The 16379-nt window shown below is 69.5% G+C and carries 17 protein-coding genes; 14 read left to right on the plus strand and 3 right to left on the minus strand.

The window, feature by feature from the left end:
- Positions 1-166: 166 nt before the first annotated feature.
- The 9 genes from ACSFBM_RS25175 to bioD all read left to right on the plus strand — a co-directional run bounded on the left by ACSFBM_RS25175 (position 167) and on the right by bioD (position 8244).
- A complete protein-coding gene (locus ACSFBM_RS25175) occupies positions 167-1192 on the plus strand; it encodes an acyl-CoA dehydrogenase family protein (RefSeq protein ID WP_435486830.1) in 1026 nt (341 codons plus the stop codon).
- On the plus strand, positions 1180-1938 hold the full coding sequence (locus ACSFBM_RS25180) for a PIG-L deacetylase family protein (RefSeq protein ID WP_435486831.1): 759 nt from the start codon (positions 1180-1182) through the stop codon (positions 1936-1938). The genes ACSFBM_RS25175 and ACSFBM_RS25180 overlap by 13 nt, the downstream gene beginning before the upstream one ends.
- Positions 1935-2564 carry a class I SAM-dependent DNA methyltransferase gene (locus tag ACSFBM_RS25185; protein WP_435486832.1) on the plus strand — a complete coding sequence of 210 codons (630 nt, stop codon included), beginning with the start codon at positions 1935-1937 and terminating at the stop codon, positions 2562-2564. Before ACSFBM_RS25180 ends, ACSFBM_RS25185 begins: the two co-directional genes overlap by 4 nt.
- Positions 2561-3271 carry a glycosyltransferase family 2 protein gene (locus tag ACSFBM_RS25190; protein WP_435486833.1) on the plus strand — a complete coding sequence of 237 codons (711 nt, stop codon included), beginning with the start codon at positions 2561-2563 and terminating at the stop codon, positions 3269-3271. The genes ACSFBM_RS25185 and ACSFBM_RS25190 overlap by 4 nt, the downstream gene beginning before the upstream one ends.
- A 124-nt stretch (positions 3272-3395) precedes the next feature.
- The gene (locus ACSFBM_RS25195) at positions 3396-3707 is read left to right on the plus strand and encodes a plasmid stabilization protein (protein WP_435486834.1); all 312 of its coding nucleotides are present in this window, start codon (positions 3396-3398) and stop codon (positions 3705-3707) included.
- A 22-nt stretch (positions 3708-3729) separates the two neighbouring features.
- Positions 3730-4596: an NmrA family NAD(P)-binding protein gene (locus ACSFBM_RS25200; RefSeq protein WP_435486835.1), complete on the plus strand. Its 867-nt coding sequence runs from the start codon at positions 3730-3732 to the stop codon at positions 4594-4596.
- A gap of 297 nt (positions 4597-4893) precedes the next feature.
- Positions 4894-6276: an adenosylmethionine--8-amino-7-oxononanoate transaminase gene (bioA, locus tag ACSFBM_RS25205; protein ID WP_435486836.1), complete on the plus strand. Its 1383-nt coding sequence runs from the start codon at positions 4894-4896 to the stop codon at positions 6274-6276.
- On the plus strand, positions 6260-7513 hold the full coding sequence (gene bioF, locus ACSFBM_RS25210) for an 8-amino-7-oxononanoate synthase (RefSeq protein WP_435486837.1): 1254 nt from the start codon (positions 6260-6262) through the stop codon (positions 7511-7513). The genes bioA and bioF overlap by 17 nt, the downstream gene beginning before the upstream one ends.
- A complete protein-coding gene (bioD, locus tag ACSFBM_RS25215; RefSeq protein WP_435486838.1) occupies positions 7510-8244 on the plus strand; it encodes a dethiobiotin synthase in 735 nt (244 codons plus the stop codon). Before bioF ends, bioD begins: the two co-directional genes overlap by 4 nt.
- Here bioD and ACSFBM_RS25220 read toward each other — a convergent pair.
- Positions 8227-9279, minus strand: a complete 1053-nt coding sequence (locus tag ACSFBM_RS25220) for an aldo/keto reductase (protein WP_435486839.1) — start codon at positions 9277-9279, stop codon at positions 8227-8229. The two genes, bioD and ACSFBM_RS25220, sit on opposite strands and share 18 nt — an antisense overlap.
- A gap of 219 nt (positions 9280-9498) precedes the next feature.
- Between ACSFBM_RS25220 and ACSFBM_RS25225 the strand changes: the two genes are divergently transcribed.
- The 4 genes from ACSFBM_RS25225 (at position 9499) to ACSFBM_RS25240 (ending at position 14551) form a co-directional block, all read left to right on the plus strand.
- Positions 9499-10503: an AraC family transcriptional regulator gene (locus ACSFBM_RS25225; RefSeq protein WP_435486840.1), complete on the plus strand. Its 1005-nt coding sequence runs from the start codon at positions 9499-9501 to the stop codon at positions 10501-10503.
- Positions 10504-10627: 124 nt separating this feature from the next.
- The gene (locus ACSFBM_RS25230) at positions 10628-11575 is read left to right on the plus strand and encodes a cation diffusion facilitator family transporter (protein ID WP_435486841.1); all 948 of its coding nucleotides are present in this window, start codon (positions 10628-10630) and stop codon (positions 11573-11575) included.
- Between the two features lie 158 nt (positions 11576-11733).
- Complete coding sequence (locus ACSFBM_RS25235; protein ID WP_435486842.1) at positions 11734-12975, plus strand: class I SAM-dependent methyltransferase; 1242 nt, start codon at positions 11734-11736, stop codon at positions 12973-12975.
- A gap of 79 nt (positions 12976-13054) precedes the next feature.
- A complete protein-coding gene (locus ACSFBM_RS25240; RefSeq protein WP_435486843.1) occupies positions 13055-14551 on the plus strand; it encodes an MDR family MFS transporter in 1497 nt (498 codons plus the stop codon).
- A gap of 15 nt (positions 14552-14566) precedes the next feature.
- Here ACSFBM_RS25240 and ACSFBM_RS25245 read toward each other — a convergent pair whose 3' ends face one another.
- Together ACSFBM_RS25245 and ACSFBM_RS25250 are read right to left on the minus strand one after the other, a co-directional pair.
- Positions 14567-14998 carry a GNAT family N-acetyltransferase gene (locus tag ACSFBM_RS25245; protein ID WP_435486844.1) on the minus strand — a complete coding sequence of 144 codons (432 nt, stop codon included), beginning with the start codon at positions 14996-14998 and terminating at the stop codon, positions 14567-14569.
- The gene (locus ACSFBM_RS25250; protein ID WP_435486845.1) at positions 14998-15441 is read right to left on the minus strand and encodes a hypothetical protein; all 444 of its coding nucleotides are present in this window, start codon (positions 15439-15441) and stop codon (positions 14998-15000) included. Before ACSFBM_RS25250 ends, ACSFBM_RS25245 begins: the two co-directional genes overlap by 1 nt.
- A 101-nt stretch (positions 15442-15542) precedes the next feature.
- Here ACSFBM_RS25250 and ACSFBM_RS25255 point away from each other — a divergent pair, with 101 nt between their 5' ends.
- Complete coding sequence (locus ACSFBM_RS25255; RefSeq protein WP_435486846.1) at positions 15543-16295, plus strand: ornithine carbamoyltransferase; 753 nt, start codon at positions 15543-15545, stop codon at positions 16293-16295.
- The last annotated feature ends 84 nt before the right edge of the window (positions 16296-16379 follow it).

The following is a 16379-nucleotide window of genomic DNA, read 5'->3' on the forward strand; positions in this document are numbered from 1 at the left end:
GCGCGTTCTCGCGGCCGCGCCATCACGGCTGCGACCGCTCACGCTCGCCGCCTGTGGGAGTGGGCCGACCCTGCGTGTCGTCCAGGGCGCGTGGCGGCTCGGCTCCTACAAGGCGCGACGCTGACTGCCGACGAGCGCGCCTGGACGGCATGCCTAACTTCAGATCATGTTCGATCCCGACCCCGCCGACGTCCTCACACCCCTGATGCTTCGGCATGGCCGCGCGCTGTCGCTCAGCCACCTCGTCGAAGCGGGCATCGATGTGCTGCCGCGCCCCGGCTCGGGCCGCACCTTGGCGCGCTGGCGCGTGCTGGCCGCCGTGGCTGCGCACGACCTGTCGCTGGTCAAGCTTTTCGAAGGGCACACCGATGCGCTCGCCATCCTGGCCGAGCTCGGCGGTGCCCCCCTCACGCCGACCGGCGCGCGCTGGGGCACGTGGTGCGCCGAGCCGCCCAACGCGAAGGTCGTGTTCGAGCCGGACGATGCAGGGCAGGGCATCCGCATGCACGGCACCAAGGCCTGGTGTTCCGGCGCGGCCAGCGTCACCCACGCGGTCGTCAGTGGCTGGAACGCGGCCGGCGAGCCCTGCCTGGCCGCCGTGTCCATGACCGAGCCCGGCGTGCGCGTCACCGGCGAAGGCTGGCATGCCGTCGGCATGGCGGGCAGTGCGAGCGTCGATGTGCGCTTCGACGGCGCGCGCGCCGTGCAGATCGGCCAGCCCGGCGACTATGTGCGCCGGCCCGGTTTCTGGCAGGGCGGCGCCGGCATTGCCGCGTGCTGGTTCGGTGGCGCACTGGGCATCGCGCGCCAGGTGCGCAAGGGCACCGGTCCCAAGGCCGACGCCCACCGGCTCGCGCACCTCGGCGCCATCGAGGTGGCGCTCGGCGGCGCTGCGGCGCTGTTGCGCGAAGCCGCCGAGTGGATCGACCGCCACCCGCAGGACGACGCCCAGCGCGTCGCGATGCGCGCTCGCCCGGCCGTCGAGCAGGCCGCGCTCGAGGTGATGCACCACGCCGGCCGCGCGGTCGGTGCCGGCCCGCTGTGCCGCGACCCGCAGTTTGCGCAGGCCATGGCCGACCTGCCCGTGTTCCTGCGTCAGAGCCATGCCGAGCGCGACCTCGCGGCGCTGGGCCAGTTGGCCGTTCAAGCCATTCAAGACAACGATGAGGAGACTCGGTCATGGACCCTGTAGAGCGCCGAGCCATCCGGGGCGAAGGCACCACCGAAGCCGAATGGCACGGCTGGCCGGGCCTGGCCCAGTTGCCGGCCATCGACCTGCGTTCGCTGGTGCCCGAGGGTTCGCGCGCGGTGGTCGTCGCGCCGCACCCCGACGACGAGGTGCTCTCGGTCGGCGGCCTGCTGGCGCAGCTGGCCGACAACGGCACGCCGGTTGAAGTGATCGCCGTCACCGACGGCACGGCCAGCCACAGCGGCTCCACCGAGTGGTCTGCCGAGCGGCTGGCCCAGGCCCGCCCGCGTGAAAGCCTGCGCGCCCTGCGCCGGCTGGGCCTCGCCATCGAGCCCGCGCGGCTGGGCCTGCCGGATGGCGGCCTGAAGGACATGCGTGCCTTGCTGGCGGCGCAGCTCGTGTCGCTGCTGCGACCGGGCGATGTCGTCTTCACTACCTGGCGGCAAGACGGCCACCCGGACCATGAGGTCACCGGGGAGGCCTGCGCGCTGGCCACGGCCAGCACCGGGGCGCGCCTGGTCGAGGTGCCCGTGTGGGGCTGGCACTGGTCCCGCCCCGGCGACAGCCGCATGCCATGGAAGAGCGCCTTTCGCCTGCCGTTGAGCGACGAGGCGGTGCGCCGCAAGCGCGCGGCCGTGCAGGCCTTTACCAGCCAGCTGCAGCGCGACGCGTCCACCGGCTCCGGACCCGTACTGCGCGCCACCACGGTCGAGCGCGCCGCGCGTCCTTACGAAGTGGTGTTCCTGTGAGCACCAACGCCGAACAGGACCAGGGACAGGGACAGCGGCCGTACTTCGACGCCCTCTACGCCGCCAGCGACGACCCCTATGTCTCGCGCCAGCGCTGGTACGAGGCCCGCAAACGGGCCGTGCTGCTGGCCGCCTTGCCGCAGGCGCGCTTTCGCCGGGCCTACGAACCGGGTTGCGGCATCGGCGAACTCACGCTCGCGCTCGCGCCGCGCTGCGACGCGCTGCTGGCCAGCGACTTCACGGCGCAGGCCGTTGCGCTGGCCCGCGAGCGCACCAAGGCGCTGCCCCAAGTGCAGGTCGCGCGCCACACGCTGCCGGCCGACTGGCCGCACGACGCCGGCGGCTTCGACCTGATCGTGCTCAGCGAGGTGGGCTACTTTTTGCAGCGCAGCGACATGCAGCGCGTGGCCGAGTGCTGCGCGCTCTCGCTGGACGACGGCGGCACGCTCGTAGCCTGCGACTGGCGGCCCGACTTCGCGCAGCGCAGCCTGTCCACCAACGACGTGCACGGCATCCTCGCCGAGCTGGGCCTCGCGCGCCTCGTGCTGCACGAGGAAGACGACTTCGTGCTGCAGCTGTGGTCGCGCGACGCGCGCTCGGTGGCGCAGCGGGAGGGCATCCGGTGATCGGCGTCGTCATTCCCGCGCACAACGAGTGCGAGCGCATCGGCGCCGCGCTGGCGGCCGTGCGGCTGGCGGCGGCGCACCCGGCGCTGGCCGGCGAAGCGGTGGAAGTGGTGGTCGTGCTCGACAGCTGCAGCGACGCCACCGAAGACGTGGTGCTGGCGCACGGCGTGGCACGCCTGTCGCTGGCCGCGCGCAACGTGGGCATTGCCCGTGCACGCGGGGCCGAGCTGTGCATCGACGCCGGCGCGCGCTGGCTCGCCTTCACCGACGCCGACACCGTGGTCTCGCCCGACTGGCTGGTGATGCAACTGGCGGAGCAGGCCGACGCGGTATGCGGCTGCGTGGACGTGGAAGGCTGGCAAGCGCACGGCGCCGAAGGCGAGCGCGTGCGCTCGCATTTCGACAGCCGCTACACGCACGCCGACGGCCACCGCCATGTGCACGGCGCCAACCTGGGCGTCGCGGCGGAGGCCTACCGCCGCGCCGGCGGCTTCGCGCCGCTGGCCTGCAGCGAAGACGTGGCGCTGGTGGAGTCGCTGTCGGCCATCGGCGCGCGCATTGCCTGGAGCGCCGGCCCTCGCGTCACCACCAGTGCCCGCACCGACGCGCGCGCCCGCGGCGGCTTCGGCGACACGCTGCTCGCCATGGTGGCCTCGCTGGCACCGGTGCCGGTGCCCTTGCTCACGGTCGGGCGCGCGCTGCCGTAATCGAGCCGCCCTTGCCAACTGACGCGCGCGCCGGACAAGGCTGACGCGCAACGCGTGCGTCTTCTTACCCGCGGGGCGCGCCGCGCTCGCAGCATGAGGTTTTCCAACCATCAGAAGCCATGCCATGCCAGGAGGCGACAAGTCGTCCTACACGGACAAGCAGAAACGCGAGGCCCGGCACATCGAGAAGGGCTACGAGCAACGCGGTGTCGGCAAGGGCGAGGCCGAACGCCGCGCGTGGGCGACGGTGAACGCCGAGACCGGCGGTGGCAAGAAGAGCGGCTCCGGCCGCGGCAAGGCCGAGAACCACGCGCCGGCACGCAAGGGCGGCCACCTGGGCGGCGCCGCCGCGGCGAAGCGCACGGCGGCCGAACGCTCGGCCTCCGCGAAGAAGGGCGCCGCCACGCGCAAGCGCAACGCCGAGACCCGCGGCTGACGCGGCTGAGGCAGGAGATTCGATGCACATCGTTCTCGGCGCCACCGGCCATGTGGGCTCGGCACTGGCCCAGGCGCTGCTGGGCCACAACGAACCCGTGACCGTGGTCACGCGCGACGCCCGCAAGACGCAGGCGCTGCAGACCAAGGGCGCGCGCGTGGCCGTGGTCGACGTGCTCGACACGGCAGCGCTGCACCACGTGTTCCTCGGCGGCACCCGGCTCTTCGTGCTCAACCCGCCGGCCGCCCCGTCGACCGACACGGTCGCCGAAGAGCGCAGGAGCCTGCAGGCCATCCTGGCGGCGCTCGAAGGCTGCAAGCTCGAGCAGATCGTCGGCGAATCGACCTACGGCGCGCAGCCCGGCGAGGCCGTGGGCGACCTGGGCGTGCTGTACGACATGGAGCGGGCGCTCGGTGCGGGCACCACACCGTTCAGCGCCATTCGCGCGGCCTACTACATGAGCAACTGGGACGCCTCGCTGAAAACGGCGCGCGACGAAGGCAAGGTGCACAGCATGTACCCGTCCGACTTCAAGCTGCCGATGGTGGCGCCGCACGACCTGGGGCAGTTCGCCGCCAAGCTGATGCTGGGCCCGCCGGCGCCTTCGGGGCCGCACTATGTCGAAGGGCCGGAACGCTATTCGGCGGCGGATGTGGCCCAAGCTTTCTCCAAAGCGCTCGGGCGTCCGGTCACTGTGCAAGAGACGCCACCCGCGCAATGGGCGCAGGCGTTCAAGGCGCTGGGCTTCTCGGACGCCGCGGCCAAGTCGTACATGGCCATGACGCGCATCACGCTGGAACAGCGCTACGCGTTGCCCGACAAGCCGGAGCGCGGCGTGGTGACGCTGCGTGAATACATCCGCGCGCTGGTCAACAAGAGTCCGCGCTGAACGCGCGGTTGAAACACGCCACGGCGCATGTCCGAAAAGCAGGTTCATCGCGCCAACATCGTTAAAACCGGACATTCGTGACCTGTTTCTGACGTCAGCCGGACAACTTGCGTTTTCCCGCCAAGGCCGGCCGAAACCAGCCAACGCGCTTCTTCGGCGAGGTGGTGCCGAACGCGGGCGCTACGCCCGCAAACGTCGCTCAACCGACCTTGATTCCGCCGCGGTTTCCGGCGTTTGCCGCGCTCCGGATGCACCGATACGATCCCGCGCCTTGCCCCTGAAAAAAGGACTGCGCGGGTGCCTCCAACGACTGCTTTTTCCCCTGAATCCAATGCCGGCTGGCAGCAGCGCAGCCGGCGCCACGTCTGGCACCCCTGCACCCAGAGCATCCGCCTCGACGCCGCGCCGCCCCTGCCGATCGCGCGCGGGCAGGGCGTCTGGCTGTTCGACGCCGAGGGGCGCCGCTACATGGACGCCACCAGCTCGTGGTGGGTCAACCTCTTCGGCCATGCGCACCCGGCACTCAACGCCGCGCTCAAAGACCAGCTCGACCGGCTGTCCCACGTGATGCTCGCGGGCTGCACGCACGCGCCGGCCGTGGAACTGGCCGAACGCCTGTCCGCGCTGACGGGGCATTCGCTGGGCCATTGCTTCTATGCGTCGGACGGGGCTTCGGCGGTGGAGATCGCGTTGAAGATGAGCTTCCATGCCTGGCGCAACGCGGGCCTTCGCGGCAAGCAGCGCTTCGTGGCGTTGAGGCAGGGCTACCACGGCGAGACGCTCGGCGCCCTGCACGTGACCGACGTGCCGGTGTTCCGCGATGCGTATGCGCCGCTGCTCGCGCAGGCGCACCTCGTCGCCTCGCCGGACGCGCGGCATGCGCGGCCGGGCGAGGACGCCGCCGCCGTGGCGCACCGCGCCGCCGGTGAACTCGAAGCCTTGCTGGCCGACCGGCACGAGACCATTGCCGCCGTCATCGTCGAGCCGCTGGTGCAGTGCGCCACCGGCATGGCGATGCACGACCCCGCCTACCTGCGCCGCGTGCGCGCCCTGTGCGACCGCTACGGCGTGCACCTGATCGCCGACGAGATCGCAGTGGGCTGCGGGCGCACCGGCACCTTCTTCGCGTGCGAGCAGGCCGGCATCTGGCCCGACTTCCTGTGCCTGTCGAAGGGCATCAGCGGCGGCTACCTGCCGCTGGCGCTGGTGATGACGCGCGACGCCATCTTCGAAAGCTTCGTCGACGACGACGTGGCGCGCAGCTTTCTGCATTCGCATTCGTACACCGGCAATGCGCTGGCCTGCCGCGCGGCGGTGGCCACGCTGGACCTGTTCGACAGCGAATGCGCCTTGCAGCGCAACGCAGGCCGCTCGGCGCGGCTGCTGGCGCGCTTGCGCGAGGGGCTCGAAGGGCAGGCGGTCGACCACCTGCGCCAGCGCGGAATGATCACCGCCTTCGACGTGCGCGAACCCGGCGCGCGCTTTGCCGAACGCTTTCACATGGCGGCGCGCGCGCACGGCCTGCTGATGCGCCCGATCGGCCCCACCGTCTACCTGATGCCGCCCTACGTGATCGGCGACGACGAGGTCGACCGGCTGGTCGACGGCACCCTGGCCACGCTGAAGACGGTGACGGCCACGCGCGACAAACAAGGAGCCTGCGATGTCGCGCTTGCTTGACCGCCTGCAAGGCGAAATGGCCGCGCTCGATGCACAGTCGCTGCGCCGCCGCCGGCATGTCGCCGAGACCGCCTGCGCGCCCCAGCAGACGCTGACGCTGGCCGGCGCCACGGCCTCGCGCACCATGCTGTGCTTCAGCAGCAACGACTACCTGGGCCTGGCCGCGCACCCCGCGCTGGCCGATGCCTGGGCCGAAGGCGCGGCGCTGTACGGCACGGGCAGCGGCGGTTCGCACCTCATCCTGGGCCATTCGCGTGCGCATGCGTCGTTGGAGGAAAAGCTCGCCGGCTGGATGGCGCCCTTCATTCCCGAAGCGCAGAGCCTGTTCTTCTGCACCGGCTACATGGCCAACCTGGCGGTGCTGTCGGCGCTGGGCGGGGCCCAGGCGGCGATCTTCTCGGAGTCGCTCAACCACGCCTCGCTGATCGACGGTGCGCGGCTGGCCAAGGCACGGGTGGAACGCTACCCGCACTGCGATGTGGCCGCGCTGGACGCGCAGCTTTCTGCCTGCGATGCGCCCGTGAAGCTCATCGTGAGCGACGCGGTGTTCAGCATGGACGGCCACATCGCGCCGGTGACAGAGTTGCTCGCCCTGGCCGAGCGGCACGACGCCTGGCTGGTGCTCGACGATGCGCACGGTTTCGGCGTGCTGGGCGCCACGGGGCGCGGCGTGCTGCAGGCACTGGGCCTGCGTTCCGAGCGGCTGGTGCTGGTGGGCACGCTGGGCAAGGCGGCGGGGGTGTCGGGTGCGTTCGTGGCGGCGCACCGCACCGTCATCGACTACCTGGTGCAGCGCGCGCGGCCGTACATCTTCACCACGGCCGCGCCGCCGGCCGTGGCGCATGCGCTGCTGGCGAGCCTGGCACTGATCGAGGGCGAGGAGGGCATGCGGCGCCGGGCGCGGCTGCAGGCACGCATCGCGCAACTGCGCCAGGGCCTGCAGGCCGTGTTGCCTTCGGACGGCAGCGCGTGGCTGGCACCGTCGCCCACGGCGATCCAGCCGCTGATGCTGGGCGGCAACGCGCGTGCGATGCAGGTCATGGCGCAGCTCGACGCAGGCGGCCTGCGCGTGGGCGCGATCCGCCCGCCGACCGTGCCCGCCGGCACCGCGCGGCTGCGCATCGCGCTGTCGGCCAGCCACAGCGAGGCCGATGTCGCGCGGCTGGTCGATGCGCTGGGCGAGGCGCTCGCGCAGCTTTCGCACACGCAGTCTTACGTGGAACAGGAGCCCGCATGACACGCCGCCACTGGTTCGTGACCGGCACCGACACCGGCATCGGCAAGACGCTGGTCAGCAGCGCCATGCTGCACCTGCTGGCCGGCTCGGGCCTGCGCGCGGTCGGCATGAAGCCCGTGGCCGCAGGGCTGGAAGACATCGATGGCGCGTGGCGCAACGAAGACGTGGAACGGCTGGCCGCGGCCGGCAACGTCGACGCGCCGCTGGCCCTGCGCTGCCCGTACCTGCTGCGCGCGTCGATGTCGCCGCACCTGGCGGCGAAGGAAGAGGGCGTGCGCATCGCCTTGCCGCCGATGCTGTCGGCCTTCGCGCAGCTCGCGGCGCGCGCCGACGCGGTGGTGGTCGAGGGCGTGGGCGGCTTCTGCGTGCCCTTCGGCGACGACCTCGACAGCGCTGACCTGGCCGTGGCGCTGGGCCTGCCCGTGGTGCTCGCGGTCGGGCTGCGGCTGGGCTGCCTCAACCATGCACTGCTGACGGCCGAGGCCGTTCGTGCGCGTGGCCTCGTGCTGGCGGGCTGGGTGGCCAGCGTGGTCGATCCGTCGATGCTGGCGCCGCAGGCCAACCTGCAGACGCTCCGCGCCCGGCTCGGCGCACCGCTGCTCGGCGTGGTGCCGCACCTGCAGCAGCCCGACGCGGCGCAGGCGGCCCGCCACATCGACCTGCGGGCCTTGCGCGGCACGGCGGTTCATGCCGTCCGCCGCGCGCAGGCGCTGTCAGCCGCGCTGGCCTGATTCCGCCAGCCGCTTGGCCCGAGCGCCGCCTTGGCGCTCGAGCATCCAGCCCGGGTACTCGGCGGGCAGGGCGCTCACCTTGTCCAGCGCGGCCAGCTCGTCGCCGGTCAGCTGGATGGCGGTGGCCGCGATGTTGTCGTCCAGCTGCTCGACGCGCTTGGCGCCGATGATCACGCTGGTCACCACCGGCTGGTGCAGCAGCCAGGCCAGCGCGATCTGCGCCACCGACACCTTGCGCGCATCGGCCAGCTGGCGCATCACGTCGATGCAGTCGTAGGCGCGCTCCACGTTCACGGGCGGAAAGTCGAAGGTGGCGCGGCGGCTGCCTTTTTCGGCCTCGATGTCACGGCCGAACTTGCCGCTCAGCAGGCCGCCGGCCAGCGGGCTCCACACCATCAGGCCCACGTTCTCGCTGCGCAGCATGGGTGCCAGCTCGCGCTCCAGGTCGCGCCCGGCGATGGTGTAGTAGGCCTGCAGCGACTCGAAGCGCGCCAGCTTGTCGCGCTCCGCGATGCCCAGCGCCTTGGTGATCTGCCAGGCGGCCCAGTTCGACACGCCCACGTAGCGCACATGGCCGTGGCGCACCAGGGTGTCCAGCGCGTGCACGGTCTCCTCGATGGGCGTGAGCGGGTCGAAGCCGTGGATCTGGTACAGGTCGATGTGATCGAGCTGCAGGCGCTTCAGGCTGGCCTTCACGCCGTCCATGATGTGAAAGCGCGAGGCACCGGCCGAGTTCAGGCCCTTGCTGCCGGTTTCGCCCAGCACCTTGGTGGCCAGCACGAAGCTGTCGCGCGGCGCCTTCAGGTTCTTCAGCGCCTGGCCGGTGATGATTTCGGACTGCCCATCGGAGTACACGTCCGCCGTGTCGATGAAGTTGATGCCGGCGTCCATCGCCTTGCCGATCAGGCCCTCGGCCTCGGACTGCTGCAGGTTGCCGATCTGGCCCCAGATGCCCGTGGAGCCGCCGAAGGTCATGGTGCCGAGGCACAGTTCCGACACGAGGAGGCCGGTGCGGCCGAATTTGCGGTATTGCATGGAGAGATTCCTTTGCTTGGGGGAGGTATGGCGAGGCGTTGCCGGCAAAGTATCCGGCCGCCAACCGGCGGACGGCGAGCGCGTTCCTGCAAAGTCTTTGCCTATTTCTCCAGATGACGCCCGCAGCGCGTGCGCTGGCGCGGGAGCGGCGCTAAGCTGCAAACGCTCGATCCTCCATGGCGGCCACCCGGTGGCGCCCTCCATGACAAGGCCCTGGACATGCCAGAAGAAACAACCGAAATCTCCGCGCTCGGCGTCGGCATCGCCGAACCGATGCCGCTGGACCCCGAGCTGGACGAAGCCCGCAAGGAGCTGGTGCAGCTGCTCAACCACATCACGCAGGGGCAGGACGGCACCATCGTCACCGCCGTGCCCGGCCTGCAGGTGTTTCGCATCAGCAAGCCCGACGGCCCCAAGCATGCCTTCGCCAGCCCGGCGCTGGGGCTCATTGCGCAGGGCTCCAAGCGCATCATCGTGGGCGACGACATCTACGTGTACGACCCCATGCACTACCTGGTGACCTCGGTCGACCTGCCGGTGTGCGGCCACGTGCGCCTCACCAGCGAGCACGAGCCCTACCTGGGCGTGCGGCTGGAGCTGGCCGTGGACGAGATCGGCGAGCTCATCGGCGACGAGAAGCTGCCCGCCAAGGCCAGCAACGCGCCCGCGTCGCGCGGCCTGTACGTCAACCGCATCGCCATGCCGGTGCTGGAGCCGGTGCTGCGCCTGCTGCGGCTGCTCGACACGCCGGAAGACGTGCCCATCGTCGCGCCGCTCATCAAGCGCGAGATTCTCTACCGCCTGCTGGTCAACGGCGAGGGCGCGCGGCTGCGCCAGATTGCACTGCAGGACAGCCACACCCAGCGCATCACCAAGGCCATCAGCGCGCTGCGCGTCAACTACGCGCAGTCGCTGCGGGTGGAGGACATGGCGCGCGCGGTGCACATGAGCGTGTCGTCGTTCCACCACCACTTCAAGGCCGTGACCGCGATGAGCCCGCTGCAGTACCAGAAGCAGCTGCGCCTGCAGGAGGCGCGCCGCCAGATGCTGCTCACGGGCGCCGACGTGGCCTCCGCCGCGCACAGCGTGGGCTACGAAAGCCCTTCGCAGTTCGCGCGCGAGTACGGCCGCATGTTCGGTGCGCCGCCGCTGCGCGACAAGCGCCGCTGGCTCGGCGAGGCGGGCAACGACGCGCTGGGCGCGGCATCGATGGAAGCGGCGTAGCGGGTTCTCCGGGTTCCGCCGGCAAGTTCGAAGTGCGCGCGCGTCCTGCAACGGGTCGCGCGCGTGTCCGGCGGCGAGCGGGCACGGCGTGGCGACACTGCGGTTTTCCCCCACTGCACAGGCCATGGCCGAATCCAAAGTCGCCATCTACGGCGCCATAGGCGCCAATGTCGCCATCGCCGTCACCAAGTTCATCGTGGCCGGCATCACGGGCAGCTCCGCGATGCTGTCCGAAGGCATCCACTCGGCGGTCGACACCTTCAACGGGGTGCTGCTGCTGGTGGGCATTCGCCAGAGCAAGAGACCGCCCAGCGCCGAACACCCCTTCGGGCACGGTAAGGAGCTGTACTTCTGGAGCCTGATCGTCGCCGTGCTGATCTTCGGGCTGGGCGGCGGCGTGTCCTTCTTCGAAGGCGTGCAGCACATCCGCGAGCCCGAGCCGATGCGCGACCCGACGTGGAACTACGTCGTGCTCGCAGCCGCCATGGTGTTCGAGGGCACGAGCTTCTTCATCGCGCTGCGGCAGTTCCTGAAGCAGGCCGGCGACACGCCGTTCTGGCAGGCGCTGGACCGCAGCAAGGACCCGTCCACCTACACCGTGCTGGCCGAAGATTCGGCGGCGCTGGCCGGCCTCCTGGTGGCGGGCCTGGGCATCTACTTCAGCCATCGCCTGAACATGCCGGAGCTCGACGGGGCCGCGTCGGTGGTCATCGGGCTGCTGCTGGCCGGCGTGGCCGTGGCGCTGATCCGCCAGGCGCACGGGCTGCTGATCGGCGAGGGCATTCGCCCCGAGACGGCACGCGCGATCCGCGAGATGGCGATGGCGCAGCCCAGCGTCGAGGAGGTCGGCCATGTGCTGTCGATGTACGTCGGACCCGACGACGTGCTGGTGGTGGTCGACGTCAACTTTCACGACGACACCGACACGGGCGAAGCGGCGCGCGCCATCGCCGCCATCGAAAAGCAGGTGCGCGCGCGTTTCCCGATGATCAAGTGCCTGTTCATCGAGGCCAGCGACGCGCCCGCCATCGAAGTGGCGGCGCACGGCGCGACCCACGGCCCGACGACATGAGCGACATCGGCACGCGCGCGCACTAGCACTTTCGGCGATTTCTTGCGTCGACTCGACCATGCAGGTTTTACAGAATTTCGCTATTGTTTCTTCCGCTGCAGCACGCCCGCCTCACGAGAGGCGGAACCCGAAAAACACGGAAAACATACGGAGTAAGCATGCTTTGGGAAAACAAGCTGGCGCAATGGAGTGCCGGTGTGCGCGCTCGTGCGAACCTGCCGGCGCGGCTCACCTTGTGGGACGGCAAGTCCTATGACTTCGGCGAATTCAGCGGCCCCTCGGCCCCTGCGGTCACGCTGCACGTGAAGACGCCCGCGGCGCTGTCGCTGATGCTGCAGCCCACGCTCGACAACCTCGGCGAGGCCTACGTCAAGAGCAAGATCGACATCGAAGGCAAGCTCAGCGACGTGATCGACATCGCCTACGGGCTGGCCAGGACCTCGATCGACAAGCCCGGCGGCGCGCTGCAGAACATGGCGCGCTACTTCGCGCACACCAAGGCGTCGGACAGGAAATCGATCGAGTACCACTACGACGTGTCCAACGAGTTCTACCAACTCTTTCTCGACTCGAACATGGTCTATTCGTGCGCCTACTTCGAGAACGGCGACGAAGACCTGGCCACCGCGCAGTTGAAGAAGATCGACCACATCCTCACCAAGATCGAACTCAGGCCGGGCCAGACCCTGCTGGACATCGGCTGCGGCTGGGGCGCGCTGGTGATCCGCGCGGCGCAGAAGTTCGGCGCACGCTGCGTGGGCGTGACGCTGTCACAGAACCAGTTCGACCTGGCGACCGAGCGCGTGCGCGCCGCCGGCCTGCAGGACCGCATCGAGATCCGCCTGCAGGACTACCGCGACGTGACCGGCCAGTTCGACCGCATCACCAGCGTCGGCATGTTCGAGCATGTGGGGCGCAAGAACCTGCCCGAGTACTTCAGGCGCGTGCAGCAGCTGCTGGCCGACGACGGCGTGGTGATGAACCACGGCATCACCTCGTCCGACCCCGAAGGCGGCGGCGTGTCGTACGGCGGCGGCGACTTCATCGACCGCTACGTGTTCCCCAACGGCGAGTTGCCGCACATCAGCCTGGCGCTGCAGGCCATGCAGCAGGGCGGCCTGGAGGCCTTCGACGTGGAGAACCTGCGCCGCCACTACGCGCAGACCCTGCGCTGCTGGAGCGACGCCTACGAAGCCAACGCGCAGAAGCTGCACACGCTCGTCGACGAGGAGAAGTTCCGCATCTGGCGCGTGTACCTGGCCGGCTGTGCCTACGCCTTCGAGAACGACGACGTGGCGATCTACCAGATCGTCGGGCGCAAGGCGGGCAGGGCGGCGAAGACGCTGCCGTGGTCGCGCCGGTACATCTACGAAGGCACCTCCGCGCTGAGCGCGTCTTGAGCGCGGCCCGGTGGCGGCGAGAGCTCCGAGAGCTTGAGCGGCAGACAAGGGCTCGCGCCTTGGATAGCATGGCCCGCTCATGACCTCCACAACCAAAACAACGAGACGCCCCCTGGTCATCGCCGCGATCATGGCTTCCATGGCCATGGTGGCCATCGAGGCGACCATCGTTTCCACCGTGATGCCGCAGATCGCCTCCGAGCTGGGCGGGCTGCACCTGTACAGCTGGGTTTTCGCGTCCTTCCTGCTCGCGCAGACCGCCATGACGGTGGTGTTCGGCAAGCTCTGCGACCTGTACGGGCGCAAGCCCATCATGTTCGTGGGCATCGCGATCTTTCTCCTCGGCTCGGTGCTCGCGGGCTTCGCGTGGTCGATGCCGGCCATGATCTGCTTCCGGCTGATCCAGGGCATCGGCGCGGGTGCCATCCAGCCGGTGTCGCTCACCATCGTGGGCGACCTGTACCCGGCGCGCGAGCGCGGCAAGGTGCAGGGCTACCTGGCCAGCGTGTGGGCCGTGTCGGCGGTGGTGGGGCCGATGATCGGCGCGCTCATCGTGCAGAAGCTCGCGTGGGGCTGGATCTTCTGGATGAACGTGCCCATCGGACTGGCCGCCGCCGCGCTGTTCTGGCGCTACCTGCACGAGGCGCCGACCGTGCGCCGCTCGTCCATCGACATCGTGGGCGCGGTGCTGTTCACCGTCGGCATCGCGGCGCTGATGATCGCGCTCACCGACTTCGGCATCGGCGACCTGGGCAGTGCGGGCCTGTGGACGGCGGTGTTCGCCGTCACGCTGGTGCTGTTCGTGCTGCAGGAGCGCCGCGCCGCCGACCCGATGGTGTCGCTCAAGCTCTGGGGTGCGCCCATCATCGCCACCGTGAACGGCGCGGCCATGCTGGGCGGCATGGTGCTGATCGGCATCACCACCTTCCTGCCGATGTACGTGCAGGTGGTGCTGCAGCGCTCGTCGGTCACGGCAGGCCTCACGCTCACCATGGTGATGCTGGGCTGGCCCATCGGCGCGACGCTGACGTCGCGCACCTGGCACCGCATCGGCCTGTGGCGCATGGTGGTGGTCGGCGCGGCGCTGATTCCGGTGGGCACGGCGGCGTTCGCGCTGCTGTCGTCCGACAGCACGCCGGCGCTGGCGGCGGTCGGCTCCTTCATCATGGGCCTGGGCATGGGCGTGATGAGCCTGGCCTCGCTCATCCTCATCCAGGAGGCTGTGGACGTGGCGCAGCGCGGCGTGGCCACCGCGTCGAACGTGTTCTCGCGCAACCTGGGCAGCGCGCTGGGCGCGACCTTCTTCGGCGCGGTCTTCAACTTCGGGCTGACGCGCGGCGACGGCGCCATGGCCTTCACCGACGACCAACTGCGCCTGCTGCTGCAGGGCTCGCACTCCTCGGCGGCCACCGACGCGGGCATTCGCCTGGCGCTGGGCGGCTCGCTGCATCTCACCTTCGTGACGATGCTGGTCGTGAGCCTGGGCGTGGTGGTGCTGGCGCTGCTGCTGCCCAAGGAAGGGCTGGAGAGCCACGCGGTCGGGGCCGGGAACGCGGGGAAGGCGGCGCCGAAGTAAGCCTTTGGCGCAGCTTCAGCCTGCCAGCGATTTCTTCATGTACGCCAGGTAGAAGCCGGGCGCGTAGTCGTCGATGCGGGCGTACTCCTCGTAGCCGTGCTTCAGGTAGAAGCCGCGCGCCTGCCATTCGAAGGTGTCGAGCCTGGCGTGCTTCGCGCCCAGCGCGATGGCCTGGCGCTCGGCCTCGACGAGCAGGCGGCTGCCCAGGCGCGCGCCGCGCACGTCCTCCTCGACGAACAGCACTTCCACGTTCAGCCAGTACAGAAACACGAAACCGCGAATGCCGCCCAGCAGGCGGTCGTTCTCGTCGCGGGCATCGATGCGGATGTACTGCTGCTCCGGGTACTCGCCGACCGCGCCGTAGTTGAAGTGGCGCAGCTTGCGGCCGAGCTCGCCGGAGCGGAGTTGCTCGGGCGTCGGGGTCGAGAAGGTGATGTTGTGGGTCATCAGGAAAAGAGCTTGGCAATGGCCCATGGCGTGAAGAAGCCGGCCCCGAGGGCCGCCGACGTGAACAGAAGGTCGTTCAGGTAGACGGGCCTGCGTGTCGCCACGCCGGCCAGGGGGCCGAACGCGAACGGTGCCGCGACCAGCAGCAGGAGGGCGATGATCCTCGAATCCAAGAGGTAGTGCGCCACGCTGCCCCACATCACGCCCATCACCGCGATGCCCACGAACGCGAGCGGCCGCGAGACCGGCTTCTCTTCGGGCGCTTTCGTGCCCGGCGGCGGAGTTGGCGAGGCTGCCGCCGCATGCCACACCATGCCGGCAGTGAAAGACAACAAGGTGACCAGCGCCACCGGGCCGACTCCGAACGCCGGGAAGACCATGGCCAGCAGCAAGGCGGCCGAGAGCCCTAGAACGCCGGCAAGCACGGCGCGCCAGAACAGCAAGGCAGCGAGAAGTCCGATAAGTTCGTCCATGGGCCTTGGGATTTCAATGCGGGCCGCGATTTTGCGACACTTGCCGTCCACCGCGACAGGACGCTTCTCGCATGAACCTTGTTTCTCTTGCTGATTGCACCTCAGACGACGTCCGCGCCATCTGGCGCCTCGCGGTTGATCCTGAAGCAACCACGCCAGGCCGCGTTGCATGGTCGTTCGAAGGCAATGGCATTCGCACGCGAACGACCTTCCTGCAGGCATTTCGTGAGCTCGGGTTGTCGTTCGTCGAGCTTCCGAACCTGTTGCAGACGGTGGAGCGGGCATGCGATCTCGCCGGCTACCTCGACCCGTTCTACGACATCTATGTGGTTCGCAATTCGAACCATGCCCGACTGATCGAGTTCGCCGAGGCCTCCCAGCGGCCAGTGGTGAATGCGATGTCCAGTCAGGGGCATCCCTGTGAAGTGCTCACTGATGCGTATTTCATTGACACCGAGCTCGTACCGATCGAGCGCGCAAGGGTCTGCCTTTGGGGTCCGATGACCAACGTGTTTCGTTCCTGGCACGAACTCTCCCGGGTGCTGGGCTTTTCGCTGCAGCATGTGACGGATATGCCTGTGCACAAGGCAGATGTCGTCATCACCGATGGTTGGCCGAGCGACGGCGGCGCAACAGGCAGATCGTTGACGGAAGACGACCTGGCCCGCATGGGCAACCCGGTGCTGTTGCCGACGCCGCCGTTTTCCATCGGTCGTGAACTTGCGTTCGACCCGACTGGGTACCCGCGTTTTCCAGGCTACGGGCAAAAGAGGCTTCTTCTGCCTGTTCAGAAGGCAATTCTTCGGCATCTGCTTGGCTCCTGACGTCAGCGCATATCGATCCACGCTTTCCTTCTTTGTGCCCCGCGCCCTGCGTTGCTACGGTCGCTCTCTTTGCATCACGGGGCA

This window comes from Variovorax pasteuri (genome assembly GCF_051216435.1).
Taxonomy (GTDB): domain Bacteria; phylum Pseudomonadota; class Gammaproteobacteria; order Burkholderiales; family Burkholderiaceae_C; genus Variovorax.